At 66.2% G+C, this 20,661-nt stretch carries 19 protein-coding genes, 2 tRNA genes and 1 riboswitch; of the genes, 14 read left to right on the forward strand and 7 right to left on the reverse strand.

From position 1 onward, the window contains the following. Positions 1 to 61 precede the first annotated feature (61 nt). Together ABLE38_RS18735 and dapA are read right to left on the reverse strand one after the other, a co-directional pair. Positions 62 to 286: a hypothetical protein gene (locus ABLE38_RS18735; RefSeq protein WP_348975756.1), complete on the reverse strand. Its 225-nt coding sequence runs from the start codon at positions 284 to 286 to the stop codon at positions 62 to 64. Positions 287 to 418: 132 nt separating this feature from the next. Continuing rightward, positions 419 to 1,300 (reverse strand): 4-hydroxy-tetrahydrodipicolinate synthase, encoded by an 882-nt coding sequence (gene dapA / locus ABLE38_RS18740; protein ID WP_348975757.1) that lies wholly within the window; start codon positions 1,298 to 1,300, stop codon positions 419 to 421. Between the two features lie 71 nt (positions 1,301 to 1,371). Between dapA and ABLE38_RS18745 the strand changes: the two genes are divergently transcribed. The 5 genes from ABLE38_RS18745 (at position 1,372) to ABLE38_RS18765 (ending at position 5,770) form a co-directional block, all read left to right on the forward strand. Continuing rightward, the gene (locus ABLE38_RS18745) at positions 1,372 to 3,378 is read left to right on the forward strand and encodes a transglycosylase SLT domain-containing protein (RefSeq protein WP_348975857.1); all 2,007 of its coding nucleotides are present in this window, start codon (positions 1,372 to 1,374) and stop codon (positions 3,376 to 3,378) included. 171 nt (positions 3,379 to 3,549) lie between these two features. Continuing rightward, positions 3,550 to 4,026 (forward strand): transcription elongation factor GreB, encoded by a 477-nt coding sequence (gene greB / locus ABLE38_RS18750; RefSeq protein WP_348975758.1) that lies wholly within the window; start codon positions 3,550 to 3,552, stop codon positions 4,024 to 4,026. Between the two features lie 103 nt (positions 4,027 to 4,129). After that, positions 4,130 to 4,408 carry an acylphosphatase gene (locus tag ABLE38_RS18755; protein ID WP_348975759.1) on the forward strand — a complete coding sequence of 93 codons (279 nt, stop codon included), beginning with the start codon at positions 4,130 to 4,132 and terminating at the stop codon, positions 4,406 to 4,408. A 122-nt stretch (positions 4,409 to 4,530) separates the two neighbouring features. Beyond that, positions 4,531 to 4,911 carry a DoxX family protein gene (locus ABLE38_RS18760; RefSeq protein ID WP_348975760.1) on the forward strand — a complete coding sequence of 127 codons (381 nt, stop codon included), beginning with the start codon at positions 4,531 to 4,533 and terminating at the stop codon, positions 4,909 to 4,911. Between the two features lie 58 nt (positions 4,912 to 4,969). Continuing rightward, positions 4,970 to 5,770: a transporter gene (locus tag ABLE38_RS18765; RefSeq protein ID WP_348975761.1), complete on the forward strand. Its 801-nt coding sequence runs from the start codon at positions 4,970 to 4,972 to the stop codon at positions 5,768 to 5,770. Between the two features lie 23 nt (positions 5,771 to 5,793). Here ABLE38_RS18765 and ABLE38_RS18770 read toward each other — a convergent pair whose 3' ends face one another. Both ABLE38_RS18770 and ettA read right to left on the reverse strand, forming a co-directional pair. Continuing rightward, the gene (locus ABLE38_RS18770) at positions 5,794 to 7,563 is read right to left on the reverse strand and encodes a methyl-accepting chemotaxis protein (RefSeq protein ID WP_348975762.1); all 1,770 of its coding nucleotides are present in this window, start codon (positions 7,561 to 7,563) and stop codon (positions 5,794 to 5,796) included. Between the two features lie 156 nt (positions 7,564 to 7,719). Then, positions 7,720 to 9,399: an energy-dependent translational throttle protein EttA gene (gene ettA, locus ABLE38_RS18775; RefSeq protein WP_348975763.1), complete on the reverse strand. Its 1,680-nt coding sequence runs from the start codon at positions 9,397 to 9,399 to the stop codon at positions 7,720 to 7,722. Positions 9,400 to 9,590: 191 nt separating this feature from the next. Here ettA and ABLE38_RS18780 point away from each other — a divergent pair, with 191 nt between their 5' ends. Next, positions 9,591 to 9,959, forward strand: coding sequence for a hypothetical protein (locus ABLE38_RS18780; protein ID WP_348975764.1), 369 nt, complete (start codon positions 9,591 to 9,593; stop codon positions 9,957 to 9,959). Positions 9,960 to 10,544: 585 nt separating this feature from the next. Further along, entirely contained in the window at positions 10,545 to 10,679 is a 135-nt protein-coding gene (locus tag ABLE38_RS18785) for a hypothetical protein (RefSeq protein ID WP_348975765.1), read from the forward strand. A gap of 301 nt (positions 10,680 to 10,980) precedes the next feature. Here ABLE38_RS18785 and ABLE38_RS18790 read toward each other — a convergent pair whose 3' ends face one another. Then, positions 10,981 to 11,871 (reverse strand): IS1595 family transposase, encoded by an 891-nt coding sequence (locus tag ABLE38_RS18790; protein ID WP_348975766.1) that lies wholly within the window; start codon positions 11,869 to 11,871, stop codon positions 10,981 to 10,983. A gap of 261 nt (positions 11,872 to 12,132) precedes the next feature. On the opposite strand from ABLE38_RS18790, the gene ABLE38_RS18795 reads away from it, so the two are divergent. From ABLE38_RS18795 to ABLE38_RS18825, 7 genes are all read left to right on the forward strand, one after another. Beyond that, positions 12,133 to 13,515, forward strand: coding sequence for a M20/M25/M40 family metallo-hydrolase (locus ABLE38_RS18795; RefSeq protein WP_348975767.1), 1,383 nt, complete (start codon positions 12,133 to 12,135; stop codon positions 13,513 to 13,515). A gap of 184 nt (positions 13,516 to 13,699) precedes the next feature. Beyond that, positions 13,700 to 13,933, forward strand: coding sequence for a hypothetical protein (locus ABLE38_RS18800; RefSeq protein WP_348975768.1), 234 nt, complete (start codon positions 13,700 to 13,702; stop codon positions 13,931 to 13,933). 125 nt (positions 13,934 to 14,058) lie between these two features. Then, positions 14,059 to 15,375, forward strand: a complete 1,317-nt coding sequence (gene dctA / locus ABLE38_RS18805; RefSeq protein WP_348975769.1) for a C4-dicarboxylate transporter DctA — start codon at positions 14,059 to 14,061, stop codon at positions 15,373 to 15,375. 63 nt (positions 15,376 to 15,438) lie between these two features. After that, positions 15,439 to 15,663: riboswitch (cobalamin riboswitch) on the forward strand. 178 nt (positions 15,664 to 15,841) lie between these two features. Beyond that, entirely contained in the window at positions 15,842 to 17,776 is a 1,935-nt protein-coding gene (locus ABLE38_RS18810) for a TonB-dependent receptor (protein WP_348975770.1), read from the forward strand. Next, a complete protein-coding gene (locus ABLE38_RS18815) occupies positions 17,776 to 18,681 on the forward strand; it encodes an ABC transporter substrate-binding protein (RefSeq protein ID WP_348975771.1) in 906 nt (301 codons plus the stop codon). The genes ABLE38_RS18810 and ABLE38_RS18815 overlap by 1 nt, the downstream gene beginning before the upstream one ends. Beyond that, positions 18,678 to 19,661, forward strand: a complete 984-nt coding sequence (locus ABLE38_RS18820; protein WP_348975772.1) for an iron ABC transporter permease — start codon at positions 18,678 to 18,680, stop codon at positions 19,659 to 19,661. The genes ABLE38_RS18815 and ABLE38_RS18820 overlap by 4 nt, the downstream gene beginning before the upstream one ends. Next, entirely contained in the window at positions 19,658 to 20,425 is a 768-nt protein-coding gene (locus ABLE38_RS18825; protein ID WP_348975773.1) for an ABC transporter ATP-binding protein, read from the forward strand. The genes ABLE38_RS18820 and ABLE38_RS18825 overlap by 4 nt, the downstream gene beginning before the upstream one ends. 9 nt (positions 20,426 to 20,434) lie before the next feature. Here ABLE38_RS18825 and ABLE38_RS18830 read toward each other — a convergent pair. Then, a tRNA-Pro gene (locus tag ABLE38_RS18830) sits at positions 20,435 to 20,511 on the reverse strand. A gap of 48 nt (positions 20,512 to 20,559) precedes the next feature. Beyond that, positions 20,560 to 20,636, reverse strand: a tRNA-Ile gene (locus ABLE38_RS18835). Positions 20,637 to 20,661 lie beyond the last annotated feature (25 nt).

Below are 20,661 nucleotides of genomic sequence, written 5' to 3' on the forward strand. Positions count from 1 at the left end.
CGACGATCCCCGCTCCGAAATCCCCGCCGACGAGAGCACTCGCCGGCAGGGACGTACATCCTCAGTCGAGCTTCGCAAGCAGTTGCGATACGGGTTGCGCGGTCAGGTGTCCGTAGAAGTCACGGCAATCCTTGCGGCAGGTAAAATTGTCCCAGGAGGGCGGAGGAAACATTCCGTCGCAATCCGCCAGGCATTGCTCGAGCGGATCGTCGGGCTGCGCAAATGCCGGGGCCGCAGGAGCGCTCAGGATAGTCAACGAAAGAAATAGAATTCTTACGATTTTCATGACGTTTCCTCCTCTCGACTCGCGATGATTACGAGTCGACTGGAGGATTGTCTGCCTGTCGCTGTCGATTGGCAACGTGCATCGGACCGGCGCGGCATCGTCCCGCACCGATCCTCCGCCCCGCTTCCCAGCCTAGATCAACCCCGCAAACGCCAGCGCCGCATCCACCGCCTTGCGGCTCGCCTCGCCCGCCGGCGTCATCGGCAGGCGCAGTTCGTCGGGGAAGCCAGGGCGCACCCGCGTCATCGCGTATTTCACCGGCCCCGGCGAGGCGTCGGTGAACATCGCCAGGTGCAGCGGATAGAGCCGGTCGTGCAGCTCGAGCGCCTTGGCAGTGTCGCCCGCCGCCCAAGCCGCCTGGAATTCGGCGCAGAGCTTCGGCGCCACGTTCGCGGTCACCGAGATGCAGCCGATGCCGCCCATCGCGTTGAAGGCGAGCGCGGTCTCGTCATTGCCCGAAAGCTGGACGAAATCATGCCCGCAGCCGGCGCGCTGCTCGGTCACGCGGCCGAGCGCCCCGGTCGCGTCCTTCACGCCCAGGAAAATGCCGGGGAACGCCTTGACGATCCGCGCCATCGTGCCCGGCTGGATGTCGGTCACCGTGCGGCCGGGCACGTTGTAGAGGATGATCGGCAGGTCGGTCTTCTCTGCCACCGCCTCGAAATGCCGGAAGATGCCTTCCTGGCTCGGGCGGTTGTAATAGGGCGGGACCATCAGCGCGGCATCGGCGCCGGCGGCTTTCGCGGCCTTCACATTCTCGATCGCGACCAGCGTGTCGTTCGAGCCCGCGCCGGCGAGCACCGGCACGCGGCCCTTGGCCTGGTCGACGCAGACGCGCACCACTTCGAAATGCTCGTCCTTCGGCATCGTCGCGGCCTCGCCGGTGGTGCCGCACGGCACCAGCCCGGCAGAGCCCTCGGCAATCTGCCATTCAACCAGCGCGCGATAATCGTCTTCCGCGAAGCTGCCGTTACGGAACGGCGTCACCAGCGCGGGAATGGAGCCCGAAAACATGGTCTCAGAATCTTCCTTAATTCCCCAAATCGGGGCTGGCAGATAGGCTCGGGTCAGATATCATGTCCAGTATGCTTGCTCCGCTGCTCAAAAGTGCGTTGCTGTTCGCGGGGGTTTCGGGGCTCGCCGCTTCCTCGCAACTCACGCAGGAGCAGATCCAGTGGTACCGCGTGGCGCTCGAGGCGGGCATGCCGCGCGTGCCGCCGCCCTATATCCAGGCCGATCAGCTTTCCGATGCCTTGGTTGAGTGGAAGCGGCTGCAGCAGTCGGACAATTATCCCTTCTCCGACTATGCCAATTTCCTGCTGCTCCACCCCGGCTGGCCCGGCGAGAAGAGCCGCCGCGCCGCCGCCGAGACCATTCTCGAAAGCGGCACCTGGGCGCCCGGGCTGGTCGTCCGCTATTTCGAGCGTTTCCCGCCGCTGACCGCCGCCGGGCGGCTGCGCTATGCAGAGGGGCTTGCCGCCTCGGGTCGCCGCGCCGATGCCGAGGAGCAGGCCCGCCGCGCCTGGCGCCACGGCGTGCTGCGCCCGCGGGACGAGACCGCGCTGCTCGCCGGCTTCTCCTCGGCGCTGACGCCGGCGGATCACGACGCGCGGATGGACATGCTGCTCTGGGGCGGCGCGCTTACCGCGGCGCAGCGCCAGCTCTCCTATGTCTCGCCCGGCATGCGCCCGGTGTTCGAAGCGCGCATCGCCTTTCGCACCAAGGCGCCCGATGCCGATGCGAAGGGCGCCGCGGTGCTCGCGCTCGGCCGCACCAATCCCGGCTTCATCGCCGATCGCGCCACCTGGCTGCGCGACACCGGCCAGAGCCCGGCGATGCGCGCCTATCTCGCCCAGCCGCGCCAGCTCGCCTCCTATCCCGGCGATGCCGAGGAATTCTACGAAGTGCTGCTCACCGCGGCACGCGGCGCGCAGTCGGACGGGCAGTTCAGCCTCGCCTATCAGATCGCCAGCCAGGTCGATGACGCCTTCCCGCCGGGCACCGACATCTCGCAGCAGCCGCTCGGCGAGCGCGACGACTATACCAGCCTCACCTGGCTCGCCGGCACCGTCGCGCTGAACAATCTCGGCCGCGCCCGCGATGCGATCGGCATGTTCGATCGCTACGGCCATGGCTCGAAGACGCCGACCACCCAGTCCAAGGGCTTCTACTGGGCCGGGCGCGCCGCGGAGAGTGCGGGCGACCAGGCAGCGGCGACGCGCTTCTACGGCCAGGCGGCTGGCTTCCCGGACGTCTATTACGGCCAGCTCGCCACCGAGCGGCTCGGCAATCCCTTGAAGCGCCCACCCGATTTCAACGCGCGCGTCGGCGATCCCGCCGTCCGCGATGCCTTCTTCAAGAAGGAGACCGTGCGCGCGGCGCAGCTGCTCGGCACGATGGGCAATCGCCAGGACCAGGGCCTGTTCATCCGCCAGATCGCCAATGACGCGACCAGCGACACCGATCACGTACTCGCCGCCGAGCTGAGCCGCGCTATCGGCCGCCCCGATCTCGGCGTGCTGGTCGGCAAGAGCGCGCTGCAGAACGGCCTGTCGGACTATACCGCCGCGGGCTATCCCACCGTCGCGGTGCCGGCCTCGCAGCAGGATTACTGGACGATCGTCCACGCCATTGCCCGCCAGGAAAGCCAGTTCGATCGCGACGCGGTCAGCCATGCCGGCGCGCGCGGGCTGATGCAGCTGATGCCGGGCACGGCGCGCGAAGTCTCGACAAAGCTCGGCATGAGCTACGATCCGGGCTCGCTGAACTCGAACACCGATTACAACATCCAGCTCGGCTCGACCTATTTCCAGCGGATGTACAATCTCTACGGCAGCTATCCGCTGGCGATCGCGGCGTACAATGCTGGCCCCGGCAATGTGAACAAGTGGATCCGCGCCAATGGCGACCCGCGCCTGCCCGGCGGCGACATCGTCCAGTGGATCGAGCAGATCCCGATCTTCGAGACCAAGAACTATGTCCAGCGCGTGATCGAGAACGCGGTGGTCTACGACCTGCTCAACCCCGAACGCGCGCGCTCGCGCGGCCCGGCGAATTTGAGCTGGTATCTGGGCAAGAACAAGCCGGGCTGATCTGGCCGTCGCCGCACACCCCTCCTTCGTCACCCCGGCTGTGCCGGGGCCCACTGTGCCGCACAGTCTGTGCTCAGAACCTCCTGACCATAGCTCGCCTCCCGGTGGACCCCGGCACAAGGCCGGGGTGACGGGTTCTTCGCCCGCGCCATTTGCGCTAGTGAACAGCCAATGGACCGCCCGAACTACATCACCCCCGCCGGCTATGCCGTCCTCCGCGCCGAGTACGACAATCTCTTCGCCAAGGAGCGCCCCGCCCTGGTCGAGACGATCAGCTGGGCCGCCGGCAATGGCGATCGGTCCGAGAACGGCGATTACATCTATGGCCGCAAGCGTCTGCGCGAGATCGACCGGCGGCTGGGCTGGCTGTCGAAGCGGATGAAGGCGGCCAAGGTCGTCGATCCGGCGCAGCAGGAAGACAAGAGCCGCGCCTATTTCGGCGCCACCGTCACCATTGCCGACGAAGACGACAAGCATCGCACGCTCACGCTGGTCGGCGATGACGAGGCGGATGCCGGCAAGGGGCTGGTCGGCTGGAATTCGCCGATCGCCCGGGCGCTGCGCGGCGCCGCCACGGGCGACCTCCGGCGCGTGCTGCTCCCCGCCGGCGAGCGCGAATATGAAGTGATTGCGATCACTTACCCCTAAGGCGCGACGAGCCGCCGCCCGGCATGATTCCCTCGCATCTTCAAGTTGATAGAAGTGTGACAGGCCGGAAGGGACACGGCCGGGTACAGAGCGTGGGGAATATATGACGGCACAGCGTATTCTGGTGTCGGGGCGCGTGCAGCGTGTCGGCTATCGCGACTGGGCGGTTCGCCTTGCCAAGCAGCTGGGCGTTAAGGGCTGGGTTCGCAACCTCAACGACGGTCGGGTGGAACTGCTCGCCGAGGGCGATGACGAGGCACTGGTCTCGCTCACCGAGGCGCTGCGCGAGGGCCCGCCGATGGCCGTGGTCGACCATGTCGAGGCGTTCCAGTCGCCCGGCGACCGGCATGCCAAGGGCTTCACCAAGCGCTTCACCGCCTGAGCGGCACGGCGCGGGCGGAAACGCACGGTTTCCCGGGCGTCGGTTGACCGGACGGACATGAGGTGAAACATTTCAGCCTCGAAACGGCGCGCAAAAACGCGTGCCGCCGAGGAGAAACACCCATGCCCATTCCGGCGACCTGGTCCGCCAAGCTGCTGAGCGTCCTGCGCATCGTCGCGGGTCTCGGTTTCCTGCAGCACGGCCTCTCGAAGTTCTTCAACATTCCGCCCTTCCCGATGCCGCTCAACCCGCTGCTCTATGCCGCGGGCACGATCGAGCTGGTCGGCGGCGCGCTGATCGTCATCGGCCTGTTCACCCGCCCGATCGCGTTCATCGCCTCGGGCATGTGCGCGGTCGGCTATTTCCTCGTCCACGCCAAGGGCGGGTTCTTCCCGGCGGTCAACGGCGGCGAGGCGATCATGCTCTACTGCTTCATCTTCCTCTACCTCGCGGCCGCCGGCGGCGGCGCGTGGAGCGCGGACGCGGCGACGAAGCGCGCCTGAGCCAAGATGGGGTCCGGCCCGGCTGGACCCCATCTCCCCAAAGGCGCAGAGAGGCGCCATGAAACGCTCGCTCCTCCTGGCGGCCGCCGCGTTCGGCGGCATCGCCTCCGCCCAGGCGCAGGACCTGCGCCCGCTCTGCGCCGACCGCCCGGGGCTCGACACCCCCGCCTGCACGGTCGATCCCGGCCATCTGGTGGTGGAAGCCGGCCTCGCCGACTGGTCGCTCGATCGCGACTCCACCCAGCGCACCGACAGCTGGACCTTCGGCGACCTGCTGCTGCGCTACGGCGTCACCCCGCACACCGAGGTCCAGCTCGGCTGGACTGCGCTCGGCGCCGTCCGCACGCACGACCGCCTCGCCGGCGCGATCGACCACAGCACGGGCACCGGCGACACCAGCATCGCCCTTCGCCGCAACCTCTCGCATCCGGACGGCTCGGGCTTCGCCGCCGCGGTCATGCCCTATGCCACCCTCCCCACCGGCGGGAAGACGCTCGGCGCGGGCGATTGGGGCGGCGGGCTGATCGTGCCGCTCAGCTACAGCCTCAGCGACAGCATCGGCGTCTCGCTCACCCCGGAGATCGACGCGGCAGTCGATGGCGACCGCCACGGCCGCCACCTCGCCTATGGCAGCGCGGTGGGCGTCAGCGCCACGCTCGCCAAGTCGGTGACCGGCACGCTCGAATTCCAGGGCATCCGCGACCAGGATCCCGCCGGCCACGCCACCCAGGCGCTCGCCAGCGTCTCGCTCGCCTGGCAGCCCCGCGGCAATCTCCAGCTCGACACCGGCATGGTCGCCGGCCTCAACGCCGCCAGCCCCGATCTCGAGCTGTACCTGGGGATCGCACGCCGCTTCTAGGCTGCGCGATCCCCGGTGTGCCCTCAGGCAGCGACGGCGTGGAGCGCGGCGCCCTTGTGCGCCCGCGGCGTCGCGCTCGTCGCCGGGCCGGTGCGGAAGCGCCCGGCCTGGTCGGCGAGGTTGGAGACCTCCACCGCCAGGTTGCGCGAGGCCGCCGAGGTCTCTTCCACCATCGCCGCGTTCTGCTGCGTGCCGCGGTCCATCTCGCTCACCGCGCTGACGATCTGGGTGATCGCGGTCGACTGCGCCTGGTTGTCCGCCGCCATCGCGTCGAGCAGCTTGTGCACCGCGCCCACGCCGCCCGAGATCGCCTCGAGCGCGGTATCCATGCGCTGCACCGCGTCGACCGCCGAGCCGACTTCGTCCTGCGTCACCGTCAGCTGCTCGCGGGCGCGCTTGGCCTCTTCCTCGGCGCGCATCGCCAGCGCGGAGACCAGGTCAGCGACCACCGCGAAGCCGCGGCCGGCCTCGCCCGCACGCCCGGCTTCCACCGCCGCGTTCATCGCCAGAACCCGCGTCTGGAAGGCGATCTTGTCGAGGCCCTCGATCACGTCGTCGATGCCGCGCGCGCTGTCGCTGACCCGGCCCATCGCGGTGACCGCCTGCTCGGCGAGCGTGCGGCCGTCGCCGACCACGCGGATCGCCTCGTCGGCGCTGCGCACCGTCTGGCTCGCCGCTTCGACCGAGCCGCGGAGCCGCTCGTCCATCTGGGCGAGCGCGGCCGAGGTTTCCTCGATGCTCGCGGCACTGGCCTCGGTGCGGCGCGCCAGGTCTTCCGATGCCTGGGCGATCTCGGTCGAGCCCGACTGGATCGCCACCGCACCTTCGTTCACCGACGCGATCAGGCTGCGCAGCGCGGTCAGCGCGCTGTTGAAGTTGGTCTTGAGCGTCGCATAGCTCTCCGGGAAGTCGACGCGGATCTCGCCGGTCAGGTCGCCGTCCGCCAGCGCCGACAGGCCGTCGGCCAGCGCCGTGGTGACGATCTTCTGCGTCTTGGCGGCGGCCGCCGCGGCGGTGCGCTCCTTCTCGATCACCGAAGCCAGATAGGCATCGACCGAGCGGGCGATGTCGCCGATCTCGTCCTGCTGGTCGGTATGCGGCACCTTGGTGGTGCCGCTGGCGCGGGCCATGCCGTGGATCACCTCGGCCAGCCCCTTGATCGGCGCGACCACCTTGCGGGTGACGATGAAGAAGGCGCCGCCCAGCACGCCGAGCGCCAGCAGGCCGAGCAGGACGACGATGACCGCCGCCACATTGGCCTTGCCCAGCGCCGCGGTGGTCACATCGCTGGCGACGCTGATCTGCATGTTGACCAGCTTGCCGACCTTGTCGGAGACCGGATCGACATCGGCATAGAGTTCCTTGCTGACGAACTGGTCGATCCCGGCATGGTCGCCGGCCTGCAGCAGGCCCTCGAGCCTGGCGACGCCGTCATTGGCCTTGGCCATGACGTCCTCGGCCTGCCTGGCGAGCGCCTCCTCCTCCGGGGTCGCCTCCGACGCGGCATAGCGCTTCCACGCCGCATCGGCATCGGCCTTGGCCTTCTGGATGTTGCCCGAGGCCTGGGCGAAGCTGATAGCGCCGCTGCGCGCCTTCTGTGCGGAATCGACGATGCCCACCGCATAGCTGTCCGCGACCATCTTCAGGTCCTTGAGCGGGATCACGCGGTCGTTGAGCACGGTCTGCAGCGCGGCGCGGCTGGTGCTGGCGGACCAGGAGAACCCGGCGACCACGGCGCCGAGCACGACCCCCAGCATCACCAGCGCGGCAAGAAGCTTCTGCTTCAGTGTCATTCGTTCGGCTCCGGAAAAATACAAACTTTCCGGATTTATAGAGGTGTTTCGCCGCAAACCCCCGCAACGCAACGAAAACGCCCGGGCGTTTCCACCCGGGCGTGTCTCGATTTCGGTGAAGTATCCGCCCCAGCCCTCTGGCCGGACTGGAAAACCTCAGCGCGTCAGCTTCTTGTACGACAGCGCGGTCGGACGATCGGCGGCATCGCCCAGGCGACGGCGCTTGTCTTCCTCATAGGCTTCGAAATTGCCTTCGAACCATTCGACATGGCTGTTGCCTTCGAAAGCGAGGATGTGCGTGGCGAGACGATCGAGGAAGAAGCGATCGTGGCTGATGACCACGGCGCAGCCCGCGAAATTCTCGATCGCTTCCTCCAGCGCGCCCAGCGTCTCGACGTCGAGATCGTTGGTCGGCTCGTCGAGCAGCAGCACGTTGCCGCCGCGCTTGAGCATCTTGGCGATGTTGACGCGGTTGCGCTCGCCGCCCGAGAGCTTGCCGACATTCTTCTGCTGGTCGGCGCCCTTGAAGTTGAACGCGCCCACATAGGCGCGGGTCGAGGCGTCGTGGCCATTGACCTTCATGTAATCGTGACCGCCCGAGATTTCCTCCCAGACGTTCTTCTTGTCGTCGAGGTGATCGCGGCTCTGGTCGACATAGCCCAGACGGACGGTCGAGCCCATTTCGATCGTGCCCTCGTCGGGCGTTTCCTGGCCGGTGATCATCTTGAACAAAGTCGACTTGCCGGCGCCGTTCGGGCCGATCACGCCGACGATGCCGCCGGCCGGCAGCGTGAACGAGAGATTCTCGAACAGCAGCTTGTCGCCATAGGCCTTGGAGATGTTCTCCACTTCGATCACCTTGCCGCCCAGGCGCTCGGGCACCTGGATGACGATCTGGGCGCCGGTCGGCTTGCGGTTCTGCTGCGATTCAACCAGCTGGTCGAACTTGGCGATACGCGCCTTTGACTTGGTCTGGCGGCCCTTGGCGCCCTGCCGGATCCATTCGAGCTCGTTCTTGATCGCTGTCTGGCGGCTCGATTCCTCGCGGTCCTCCTGCTCGAGGCGCTTGGCCTTCTTCTCCAGATAGGTCGAGTAATTGCCCTCGTACGGGAAATACTTGCCGCGATCGATCTCGAGGATCCAGCCCACCACGTTGTCGAGGAAGTAGCGGTCGTGGGTGATCATCAGCACCGCGCCGGCATATTCCTTGAGGTGGTGCTCGAGCCACTGGACGCTCTCGGCATCGAGGTGGTTGGTCGGTTCGTCGAGCAGCAGGATCGACGGCTTCTGGATCAGCAGCCGGGTGAGCGCGATGCGGCGCTTCTCACCGCCCGACAGGTTGTCGACCGGCCAGTCGCCCGGCGGGCAGCGTAGCGCTTCCATCGCGACTTCGAGCTGGTTGTCGAGCGTCCAGCCATCGACCGCGTCGATCTTGGTCTGGAGTTCGCCCATCTCCTCCATCAGCGCGTCGAAATCGGTGTCGTCCTTGGGATCGCCCATCTCGGCCGAGATCGCGTTGAAGCGCTCGACGAGGTCGGCGGTCTCGCGAGCGCCGTCCTTGACGTTCTCGAGGACGCTCTTCGTGGGATCGAGCTCCGGCTCCTGCTGCAGATAGCCGACGGTGATGTTCTCGCCCGGCCATGCCTCACCGGTGAAATCCTTGTCGACGCCCGCCATGATCTTCATCAGGGTCGACTTGCCGGCGCCGTTGGGGCCGACGATGCCGATCTTGGCACCCTGGTAGAATTGCAGGTTGATGTTGCTCAGCACCGGCTTGGGAGCGCCGGGGAAGGTCTTGGTCATGTCCTTCATGACGAAGGCGTATTGGGCGGCCACGTGGCGGTCTCCGTTCGCAGGTCTGGATGTGCAGGAAGTTTGGCGGCGATGTAGCGATGGGACGGCCAATTGGCAACGCGCTGCCACGACGGTGGTGATCGGATCGGCCTCTCACCCTGCGCTTGCAATGTTGGGCACTTATCCCCCTCCGACATGTACCACGAAATGCAGGGTAGCGGCATGATGGGGGGATGGGGAAAGCCATCCAGATTGGCAGTGGGAGTGCACTGGCTATTCTATTCGTCGCCTCTGGTAAGGAGGCGGGGTGGTGGGCGCTTGGTAAAGCGCTCGACGCGCTTTCTACAGGCGCTCGCACAATGAGCTTGGCCAACATTGATTGGTGGTCGGTAATCGCTGTTTTGTCCGGACTTGGGGCGATTGCGTGCTTTCTATGGGAGCCCATAAAGCGTTGGCGCTCTAAGCCGTCTCTACACGATGAAGTGAACGTCCTGAGAGTCGAAATGGATCGTCGCTGGGACATCCAACTAGCTCATCTCGCAACCCATGCTGCTGAAATCCAAGGCCTGAAGGACGCCAAAGGCGACCAGCCTTCCGACTAGCCAACTCCTTAGAATCGTCATAACCTGTGCGAGTCACTCCGATCTTGGTCGTGAGGGGTGTCCGCATACGTGCGTGAGCGTGAGTCGCCCTTGTCGGGTGGCTCCAGAGCGCTTCGCGTGAATACGGGAGGCGCATTGCTCACGCTCGTGCGCGACCAAACCGCCCGGCTAGCCGGGGATGGGGAGCGTGGGGCGAGATATGAAGCAATGTCCGATGTGTGGGGCGGACCAGATTGATGGAGCGGCCTCTTGTAGCTGTGGCTACCGTTTTTCAACGAGCGGGCAAGACAGTCGGCGGGTTGAAGCGCCTGTGCAGTCGGCGGCCATGCACCCTCTTCTCATAGTTGGACTAGCGCTGGTAGTCGTCGGCGCGATTGCGACCACCGCCGCTTTCAACATGAAAGTCTCAGTGGAGACTCAAGTCCCATACTCCACCATCCTTGGCGAGCGCTACCGGACCGATTCTGTCGTAAACTTCGCCATGCTTCAGCAGCAAATGATGATCCTGCATTGCGGATTGGCCGCCGTCCTTTCAGGAGTCGTGGCGATATGTGCCGGCACGTTGCTTCGTGCTAATAAGAATAAATGACCGACGACCTCAACAAGCGTTTCGACCGCCTCCTAGAGCGGATGGCGAACGGGCAGGCACCAAGCGCTGGCAAGAAACAGCCGGAGCCGCCCAAGGATGACGATAAGCGGGAGGCGGATTCCTCTCGTTAGGATGGGAGGAATGGATGGACGATAGCTTTGAGGGAGACGGTCCCGAGCAAGTTCGCCTTAAATTGATGACTGGCGGATATAACGAGGCATGGACAGTTAAGGCGCGAGATTGGTTATCGAATTACGATTACGAATCGCGCTTGCGCAATGAGGCCTCCCAAGCCGAGCAGTATCGGACAGCGCGAACTGCAAAGAACGCAGCGATAGTAGCAGCCATAGCTGCTAGTGCGGCAATTCCGCTTGCGATAATAGCCATATACATAGCTTGGATTTCATACACCAAATGAGCGCATGATTCTACTTACCGCACAAAAGATACCATCAGCCGATCCAACATTTCGTGCGGACGGTCGCGCATATTCCAGCGGTATTCGAACTCTCCGAGGTACTTCGGGAGATGCTTGGCGCTGACGTGAATATGGGTGCCATTGATACCGCGCTTTAGCTGGGCCCAGAAACCTTCAATTGCGTTCACCGTGGCGCCTTGGGGCGAAACGTATTCACCGCCACGGTGGTTCACGCTCTTATGCGTGTAGGCCATCCCAGGCATGTTCCCGATAGTGAGATAGGTCCGGTACTCATCGGTATGGATTTCGGTGCGGGCCTGCACCGTTCCTTTGATGAGCGGGAAGACAGTGCCGCGCGTGCGGTTCGGGATAACGCGGGTGACGATTTCGCCGTCGCGCTCAAGCATACCGAATACGATAGCCTTACCTTCTGCTGGATCGCCACCACGGTGACCGCGATCTAGGCGCCCACCTACGAACGTCTCGTCGATCTCCACCAGCTTGCCATCACCACCAATCGGGCCGTTGCCGTCGATTTCGCCCATGTATTCCCTGATCTGGTGGCACATGCGCCAAGCCGTCTTGTAGGTGACGCCTAGCTGGCGCTCGACTTCCTTGGCGGCCACGCCGTTCCGCGAAGAGCAGAACTGGAACATCACGAAGAACCAATCACGCAGCGGCGTGCGAGTGCGGTCAAAGGGTGTTCCCGCAGTCGGGTAAACCTGATGGGCGCACCATTGGCACTGGTAAGCCCGGCGCTTCACGATGCGGGTGAACTTCGCCTCGCGCCCGCACTTCGGGCAATGGAAGTCCGTTCCATACCGAACCTGAAACAGGTGGTCGAGGCACGCTTCCTCAGTCGGAAAGCGTGCTTGGAACTGGCGAAGAGTGGGTGCCTTACTCATGCATATTGTATGGCATGTCCGCTTACATGTTTCAATGGGATAAGTGCCCAATGTTGGATTTCTTGTGTTGGCGTTTCCCGGAACGAGAAGCAGCGACCTGGGCGATATTCAACCAGGTGGTTGAGTGCCTCACCCGCACGTGGGACTGTCAAGGGATTCAACGAATTGCTCAACCATCCAGTTGAATGTCCGCACCGGAAACCTGGCGGAAACGCCCCCGCGCATTGCCGAATGTTTCGGGGGCGACTAGCGTCCGCCGCCATGACCAAGCGCATCCTGCTCGCGGCCGTCGCCGCGCTCGCCCTGCCCCTCCCCGCCCTGGCCCAGACTGCCGCCCAGGATCCCGCCACGCTGCGCGACGCGGCGCTCAAGGACGACGTGGCCTGGGACATTGTCGAGGGCCTGACCACCGAGATCGGCCAGCGCCTCGCCGCGACCGAGGCGGAAGCGCGGGCGCGTGCCTGGGCGGTGAAGAAGCTCACTGCGCTCGGCTTCAAGAACGTCCATATCGAGACCTACAAGATGCCGCTGTGGCAGCGCGGGCTCGAGACCGCGGAGGTGCTGGGCGCCTCGTCGCAGAAGCTCACCATCGCCGCGCTCGGCAATTCGGGCTCGACGGGTCCGAAGCCGGTCGAGGCCGACGTCGCCTATTTCCCCACGCTCGCCGATCTCCAGGCTGCGCCCGCCGAAGCGGTGAAGGGCAAGATCGTCTTCGTCAGCAACGCGATGACCCCCACCCAGGACGGCTCGCAATATGGCTATTACGGCGCCGCCCGCCGCTCCGGCCCGAACCTGGCGGCCAGCAAGGGCGCCGCGGCGATCCTGATCCGCTCGATCGGCACCGATTATCACCGCAACCCGCATACCGGCGTGACCAATTGGACCAAGGGCGTGACGCCGATCGGCGCTGCCGCCCTGTCGCTGCCCGATGCCGAGCAGCTCGAGCGGCTGCTCAAGCGCGGTCCGGTCAAGCTGCGCGTGCAGATCACCGCCGGCATGAAGGGCGAGGCCGAATCGGGCAATGTCGTCGCCGAAGTGCCGGGCAGCGATCCCGCGGCGGGGATCATCCTGGTCGGCGGGCATCTCGACAGCTGGGATCTCGGCACCGGCGCGATCGACGACGGCGCCGGCGTGGCGATCACCACTGCTGCCGCCAAGCGGATCATGGACGCCGGCCAGCCGCGGCGCACGATCCGCGTCGTCTGGTTCGGCGCCGAGGAGCCGGGCGGCTTCGGCGGCGATGCCTATGCCAAGGCGCATGCCGGCGAGCGCCATGTCCTGGCGCAGGAATCCGATTTCGGCGCCGACCGCGTCTGGAAGTTCGAAGTGAACCTGTCCGAGGGCGCCAAGCCCATCGCGGACCGGCTGGCGAGCGTGCTCTCTCCGCTCGGCATCTCGCGGGGCCGCGGCGTCGCGCATGGCGGCACCGATGTCGGCCCGACGATCAACACCGGCGTCGGCGTGATCGACATGAGCCAGAACGGCTTGCGCTATTTCGACTATCACCACACGCCTGACGACACGCTCGACAAGATCGATCCCGAGCAGCTGCGCCAGAATGTGGCAGCCTGGACCGCGATGCTGGCCGTGACAGCGAACGCGCCCGAGGATATTGCCCCGATCTCAAAGGGCCAGGGCGAGTGAAGGAACCTGTGGCGGCCTCGGCCATTGATGGCCGCCAACAGGCGAGATTTTGGCAAAAAAATGTCCTAAATCCCGTCAATGGGTGAATTTGCGATTGACGCAAACGCAACGACCGCTATTCCAGCGGTTCGCGACGGCTAATCGGGCCGGCTGCGAAACGTTTGAGTTCCTTTAGGAGCACCACATGAAGAAGATCCTCATTGTTGCTGCGACCGCCGGCCTGATGTCGCTCGCGGCTTGCAACGGCGGCACCACCAACACCACCGCCGAGAACGTTGCCGATTCGCACGAGGCGAATGCCGCTGCGTACGAAGCCGCTGCCGACAACACCACCAACGCCGCTTCGGAAGCCGTTCTCGAGAACGCTGCGAACGTCGAAGAGAACAAGGCCGACGCCGCGCAGGCGAACGCCCACTGATCTCTGTTCGGCACCCGGCCCCTGGCCGGACCGAGAGATAGGAAGGACGCTCCCGCAAGGGGGCGTCCTTTTCCGTTTGGAGCCTTTGCGCGCTAGGCTATGCCGGTGAAAACGGGGAGGAAGGAATGAGCGCAGTCGCAGCCGGCCCGGCCGCCGCACCGCCCAGGGCGCAGCGCTGGTGGCAGATGCTCTACATCCAGGTGCTGATCGGCATCGCCGCCGGCATCCTGGTCGGCGCGCTCTGGCCCGCCGGCGGGGCGTCGCTCAAATGGCTCGGCGACGCCTTCGTCAATTTGGTCAAGATGATCATCGCCCCGGTGATCTTCCTTACCCTGGTGACCGGCATCGCCGGCGCCCGCGAGCTGGGATCGCTCGGCCGCGTGGTGTTCAAGGCACTGGCCTACTTCCTGTTCTTCTCCTCGCTGGCGCTGCTCATCGGCCTCCTCGTCGCCCATGTCATCCAGCCCGGCGCCGGCATGCACATCGACCCGCACACCCTGAGCGAGGCCAAGGTCGCCGACATCGAGAAGCAGGCGCATGAGACCAGCGTGATCGGCTTCGTCATGGCGATCATCCCCACCACGCTCGTCTCGGCGCTGACCGAGGGTTCCATCCTCCAGGTCCTCTTCGTCGCCATCCTCTGCGGCATCGCCCTGTCCGGGCTCGGCGAGCGAGTCCGCCCGCTGGTCGACCTGCTCGATCAGGCGTCGCAGATGGTGTTCCGCATCGTCGCCATCCTGATGCGCGCCGCCCCTGTCGGCGCATTCGGGGCGATGGCGTTCACCATCGGCAAATATGGCCTGGCCGCCCTGCTCAACCTCGGCGGGCTGGTCGCGACCTTCTACCTCACCGCGGCGCTGTTCATCTTCGGCGTGCTGGGCGTGGTCGGCTGGCTCGCCGGCTTCTCGATCTTCAAGCTGGTGCGGTACCTCAAGGCCGAGCTGCTCCTCGTCCTCGGTGCCTCCTCGTCCGAAGCCGCCCTGCCCGCGCTGATCGAGAAGCTGGAGGCCGCCGGCTGTGACAAGGAAGTGGTCGGCGTGGTCGTGCCCGCCGGCTATTCGTTCAACCTCGACGGCACCAATATCTACATGACGCTCGCCGCGCTGTTCATTGCCCAGGCCACCGGGATCCATCTGTCGCTCGGCGAGCAGCTCATCCTGCTCGGCACCGCGATGCTCACCTCCAAGGGCGCGGCAGGCGTAACCGGCGCTGGTTTCGCCACCCTCGCAGCGACGTTGATGGTGGTGCCTTCGATCCCCGTAGCCGGGGTAGCGCTTGTCCTGGGCGTCGACCGCTTCATGAGCGAGTGCCGCAGCCTGACCAACTTCGTCGGCAACGCCGTCGCGACGATCGTCGTGGCGCGCTGGGAAGGCCGGCTCGACCGCGACGCGCTGCGGCGCGCGCTCGACGGCAGGACCGGGGATATTCCCGCCACCGCCTGAACTGCGCGATTGGCAAGGCCCGCGAATGCCCCTATGGGCGCTCGCGAACTCCGGGAGACATCCGGGGCTCATGATCGCGCCGGTGCCCCGAATGGGGCTTAATATGGGAATGCGGTGCGAGTGGCTTGCCACTCAAATCCGCGGCTGTCCCTGCAACTGTAAGCGGTGAGCGCGATGCACAGGCCCCTTCGCTCGAAGGGGCAGCCACTGGACGAGCTTGTCTGGGAAGGCCGTGCATCAAGCGATGACCCGCGAGCCAGGAGACCTGCCGGCGCTTGGTCGCTCTTGCCCTGACCCAGGGGATGGTCACGGCACGGTATCTCTCCGTCTGAGCGACGACCAAGCGGCTGGGGCCGCTTCGGTGCGTGCGACAGGCGACCAAGCGCCCGCCGTTGCTCGTATCGGTCGTTCGCAGCAGCGCGCGGCAGGCCCCGGCCCTCGTTGCACAGGCGCGGGGGGATTACCCATGTTGAAGACCAGTTTCGCTTCCCTGCTCGCGATCGCCGTGGCGACGCCGGCACTCGCCCAGACCGACAATGCGCCCGACAAGGACGCTCAGGACAAGATCGTCGTCACGGCGTCGCGCTCGGGCGAAGGCATCCCGCTCGAGAACCTGCCGGCATCGGCAACCGTTATCGACGCGCAGCAGCTCGATCAGCGCCAGATCCGCATCGTCTCCGACGTGCTGCGCGACGTGCCCGGCATCGCCGTCAGCCGCACCGGCGCGGTCGGCAGCCAGACCCAGATCCGCATCCGCGGCACCGAAGGCAACCATGTGCTAGTCCTGATCGACGGCATCGAGGCCGCCGATCCCTATAACGGCGAATATGACTTCGGCACGCTGATCGCCGATCCGTCGGCGCGCATCGAAGTGCTGCGCGGCCAGCAGAGCTCGCTCTATGGCTCGGACGCGATCGGCGGCGTGATCAACTATATCACGCTCTCGGGCCGCGAGGCCCCCGGGTTCAGCGCGCGCGCCGAGGGCGGCTCGTTCGGCACCGTCAGCACCGCTGCCCGTGCCGCCGGCGCTTCGGGTGCGTTCGACTATGCGGTGTCGGGCAACTGGTACCACACCGATGGCTATGCCACCGCGCGCGGCGGCAGCCGCAATGTCGGCTCGGACAATGTCGGCGCAACCGCCAAGGTGAACTGGCAGGCTGCGGAGAATTTCAAGCTCAGCGGCGTGCTGCGCTACAGCTACACCGACGCCGAGACCAACGACACCGACAGCAACCCGGCGAGCCCGACCTTCGGCTACACGATCGACAGCCCCGGCGTGCATTTCACCAACGAAGCGTTCTACGGCCTGCTCAGCGCCGAGCTGACCGCGCTCGACGGCCGCTGGACCAACACGGTCTCGGGCCAGTTCTCCGACACCACCCGCAAGAATTATGACGGGTTCGGCTATGCCTATGGCGACAAGGGCCAGCGCTACAAGGGCTCGTTCGTCTCGAGCTTCCGCTTCGGCACCGACGCGATCCGCCACCGGCTGACCGCCGCGGTCGACTGGGAACGCGAGCAGTTCCAGAACACCTCGCCGCCCTCGCCCTATGTGTTCACCGGCGAGCGCAGCACCGACAATCTCGGCCTGGTCGCCGAATATGAGCTGACCGCGGGCGGCTTCACCGGCGGCGCTTCGGTGCGCCACGACGACAACAACCGCTTCGCCGACACGACGACCTGGCGCGTCCAGGCCGGCTACCGCCTGCCCACCGACACGCACGTCCATGCCGCCTACGGCACCGGCGTAAAGAACCCGCTCTATTACGAGCTGTTCGGCTATGCGGACGGCAAGTATATCGGCAACCCGAACCTGAAGCCGGAAAAGTCGGAAGGCTGGGAAGCCGGCATCGACCAGCGCTTCCTGGATGGCAAGGCGACGATCGGCGCGACCCGGTTCGATTCGACGCTGAAGGACGAGATCTACACCACCTATCCGGCGCCGAACTTTGTCGCCACGCCGGGCAACCGCGCTACGGATTCGAAGCAGCACGGTCTCGAGGTGTTCGCCACGCTCCAGCCGATCGCGCAGGTGCGGATCGATGCGGCCTACACGCATCTCGAGGCAACCGAGGACGGCGTGACCGAAGTGCGCCGCCCGGGCGACATCGCCAGCTTCAACGCAACGCTGTTCAGCAAGGACCAGCGCTTCTCGGGAACGCTGACCGTACGCTACAACGGCCGCATGGACGATCTGGCCTATACCGATCCGAGCTTCGTGCCCGTGCGCGTCTCGCTCAAGCCGTACACGCTGGTGAACCTTGGCGCGCAATATCAGGTGATCAAGGGCGTCTCGGTGTTCGGCCGTGTCGAGAACCTGTTCGACGTGAAGTATGAGGAAGTGTTCGGCAACGCGACGCCGGGCCTCGCCGGCTATGGCGGCGTGCGCCTTGCCTTCTGATGCGTAGCCTCGGCCTGGCTCTCGGGCTGCTAGCCGCCGCGCTGCCGGTTTCGACCGGCAGCGCGGAGCGGCCGGCGAACGGCACTGCCCCGCTGCGCAAGCCGATGCGGGTGATGTCGCTCAATACCTGCACCGATCAGCTCGTGCTCGAGCTGCTGCCGCCCGAGCGCATCGCATCGGTGACCATGCTGTCGCTCGATCCGGGCGATTCGCTGATGGCGGCCGAGGCGAAACGCGTGGCGATCAACCACGGCCTCGCCGAGGAAGTGGTCCGCCAGAAGCCCGACCTCGTGATCGCCAGCCCCTTCTCCACACCAGCGGTGCGCAGCATGCTCAAGCGGCTGAACTATCCGATGATCGAAGTCGGCGCAGCGAACAGCTTCGACGATATCCGCAGCATGACCCGCCAGGTTGCCGCCGCCGTGGGCGAGGTCGCGCGGGGCGAGGCGCTGATCGCCGAGATGGACGCAAAACTCGCCGCGCTTGCCCGTGCGCCGCATGCCACTTATCGCATCGCCGCCTGGGACCGGTTCGGCTTTGGCAGCGGCGCCGGCACGCTGCCGGGCGCGATCTTCGAAGCGGCGGGCGCCCATAATGTCGCGGCCGATCCGCCCGCCTCCAACTATGGACGGCCCGATGCCGAAGTGCTGCTCGAGGCCGCTCCCCCGCTGCTGGTCCAGGGCGCGCCCGGCGTGCCCAAGCCGAGCCTGGGCGACGATGTCGAGGCGCACCGCGTCGTTCGCCGCTTCTGGTCGAGCCAGGGGCGCATGCTGAACATCCCCCAGGCCTATTATGTCTGCGGCACGCCGCGCATCGCGGAGGCCGTTCGGCTGCTCCGCGAACAGCTTAAGATCGCCGCCGCACGCGCGAACACTCCCCTTCCCTTTGCAGGAGCACGGCAATGAATCGCTGGCTCATCCCGGCGCTGCTAGCGGTGCTGCTGATCGCCTCGCTGCTATCGCTGATCTGCGGCACCGTCTGGCTCACCCCGGGCGAGCTGTTCGCCGGCCTTGCCGATCCTCACCCGAGCCTTGCCGGGATGGTGCTGACCGAGATCCGCCTGCCCCGGCTCGCGCTCGGCATCCTGATCGGCGCGATCCTCGGCCTTGCCGGCGCGGTGCTCCAGGGGCTGCTGCGCAATCCGCTCGCCGAGCCGGGGCTTCTCGGGGTCGCCGGCGGTGCCAGCCTGGGCGCGGTGATCGCGATCTATTTCGGCTTCACCGCCAGCTTCGCGCTTGCTTCGCCGATCTTCGCCCTGATCGGGGCGATGATCACCGCGGGCATCGCATTCGCGCTGGCGCGCGGGGGCGGCACGCTCTCGCTGATCTTGGCGGGCACGGCGATCTCGAGCATCGCCTTTGCCGGCGTCTATCTCGCGCTCAACCTCGCGCCCAATCCCTATGCGGCCTATGAGATGACCACCTGGCTGATGGGCTCGCTGCAGGATCGCAGCTGGGACCATGTCCAGCTCGCCGCGCCCTTCATCCTGTTCGGCGGCTCGGTGCTGCTGTTCACCGGCCGCGCGCTCGATGCGATGGCGCTGGGCGAAGTGCAGGCGGAGAGCCTCGGCGTCGATATCGGCCGGGTAAGGCTGCTCACGCTGGTCGGCACGGCGTTTGGGGTCGGCGCGGCCACCGCAGTGACCGGGGCGGTCAGCTTCGTCGGGCTGCTAGCCCCCCACCTCGTGCGCCCGCTGGTCGGCTATCGCCCGGCGGCGACTTTGGTCCCCGCCGGGATTGCCGGCGCGATCCTGGTGGTCGTCGCCGATATCTGCACGCGCCTGATCCATATCGGACCGCCGATCCAGCTCGGGGTGTTCATCTCGCTCGTCGGTGCGCCCTTCTTCCTGTGGCTGGTGCTGCATGTCCGCGGGAGGACCGCATGAGCGCGCTTCACTTCGAGAATGTCTCGGTCGTGCGCGACGGCCGGCCGATCCTCGACGGGATCGACGCCAGTTTCGCGGCGGGCAAGCTGACCGCAGTGATCGGCCCGAACGGTGCGGGCAAGAGCACCTTGCTCCAGCTCGCAGTCGGCTTGCTGAAGCCCGATGCGGGAACGGTGCGGCTGGGCGATACCGATATCGCCACGCTCAGCCGCAAGGCACTGGCGAGCCGTCGCGCCTATCTGCCGCAAAACGCCGCGATCGACTGGCCGATCAGCGTGGAGCGCGTAGTGGCGCTGGGCCTGCTCCCGCAACTTCCGGTGTTCGGTGGCATCCCCGCGGCACTGCAGCCGGCGGTCGAGCGGGCGTTGGAGGCGTGCGACATCACGGCGCTGCGCCACCGCCAGGCGACGACACTCTCGGGCGGGGAGTTGGCCCGGGTGATGCTCGCCCGTGCGATCGTCGGCGATCCCGAGCTCCTGATCGTGGACGAACCGACCTCGGAGCTGGACCCGCGCCACAGCATCGACGCCGCCCGCCGCCTGCGTGCCCACGCAGATGCCGGGCGCACGGTGGTGGTGGCGATCCACGACCTCGACCTGGCGCTACGCTTCGCCGACGAGATCGTGGCGGTTCGCGACGGCAAGCTGCTCGGCGCCGGGCCGGTCAACCAGGTGATGACCGAGGCGATGCTGGCCGAGCTCTACGACGTCCGCGTCCGCATCACGCGCGACGCGGAGGGCGCGGCGATCCGCTTTCTCGACTGAATGGGAAAGTGGTCGGGGAGACAGGATTCGAACCTGCGACATCCTGCTCCCAAAGCAGGCGCGCTACCGGACTGCGCCACTCCCCGACGCGGATTGCGGCCCTAGGCGCAAAGCGTGGGACACACAAGTGTTGCTGGTGGGCCCGGCAGGACTTGAACCCGCAACCTAGCCGTTATGAGCGGCCAGCTCTAACCAATTGAGCTACAGGCCCCCAGCAACCCGGCCCTAGCGGAAGG

Origin of the sequence: Sphingomonas sp. KR3-1, assembly GCF_040049295.1 — a bacterium.
Taxonomy (GTDB): Bacteria; Pseudomonadota; Alphaproteobacteria; order Sphingomonadales; family Sphingomonadaceae; genus Sphingomonas.

Coding starts and splice junctions, on each gene's coding strand:
- ABLE38_RS18735 (WP_348975756.1), bottom strand. CDS start 286: ATGAAAATCGTAAGAATTCTATTTCTTTCGTTGACTATCCTGAGCGCT.
- ABLE38_RS18745 (WP_348975857.1), top strand. CDS start 1,372: ATGCTTGCTCCGCTGCTCAAAAGTGCGTTGCTGTTCGCGGGGGTTTCG.
- ABLE38_RS18815 (WP_348975771.1), top strand. CDS start 17,776: ATGCGTAGCCTCGGCCTGGCTCTCGGGCTGCTAGCCGCCGCGCTGCCG.
- ABLE38_RS18770 (WP_348975762.1), bottom strand. CDS start 7,563: ATGACACTGAAGCAGAAGCTTCTTGCCGCGCTGGTGATGCTGGGGGTC.
- ABLE38_RS18790 (WP_348975766.1), bottom strand. CDS start 11,871: ATGAGTAAGGCACCCACTCTTCGCCAGTTCCAAGCACGCTTTCCGACT.
- ABLE38_RS18825 (WP_348975773.1), top strand. CDS start 19,658: ATGAGCGCGCTTCACTTCGAGAATGTCTCGGTCGTGCGCGACGGCCGG.
- greB (WP_348975758.1), top strand. CDS start 3,550: ATGGACCGCCCGAACTACATCACCCCCGCCGGCTATGCCGTCCTCCGC.
- ABLE38_RS18795 (WP_348975767.1), top strand. CDS start 12,133: ATGACCAAGCGCATCCTGCTCGCGGCCGTCGCCGCGCTCGCCCTGCCC.
- ABLE38_RS18810 (WP_348975770.1), top strand. CDS start 15,842: ATGTTGAAGACCAGTTTCGCTTCCCTGCTCGCGATCGCCGTGGCGACG.
- dctA (WP_348975769.1), top strand. CDS start 14,059: ATGAGCGCAGTCGCAGCCGGCCCGGCCGCCGCACCGCCCAGGGCGCAG.
- ABLE38_RS18800 (WP_348975768.1), top strand. CDS start 13,700: ATGAAGAAGATCCTCATTGTTGCTGCGACCGCCGGCCTGATGTCGCTC.
- ABLE38_RS18780 (WP_348975764.1), top strand. CDS start 9,591: ATGGGGAAAGCCATCCAGATTGGCAGTGGGAGTGCACTGGCTATTCTA.
- ABLE38_RS18760 (WP_348975760.1), top strand. CDS start 4,531: ATGCCCATTCCGGCGACCTGGTCCGCCAAGCTGCTGAGCGTCCTGCGC.
- ABLE38_RS18765 (WP_348975761.1), top strand. CDS start 4,970: ATGAAACGCTCGCTCCTCCTGGCGGCCGCCGCGTTCGGCGGCATCGCC.
- ABLE38_RS18820 (WP_348975772.1), top strand. CDS start 18,678: ATGAATCGCTGGCTCATCCCGGCGCTGCTAGCGGTGCTGCTGATCGCC.
- ABLE38_RS18785 (WP_348975765.1), top strand. CDS start 10,545: ATGACCGACGACCTCAACAAGCGTTTCGACCGCCTCCTAGAGCGGATG.
- ABLE38_RS18755 (WP_348975759.1), top strand. CDS start 4,130: ATGACGGCACAGCGTATTCTGGTGTCGGGGCGCGTGCAGCGTGTCGGC.
- dapA (WP_348975757.1), bottom strand. CDS start 1,300: ATGTTTTCGGGCTCCATTCCCGCGCTGGTGACGCCGTTCCGTAACGGC.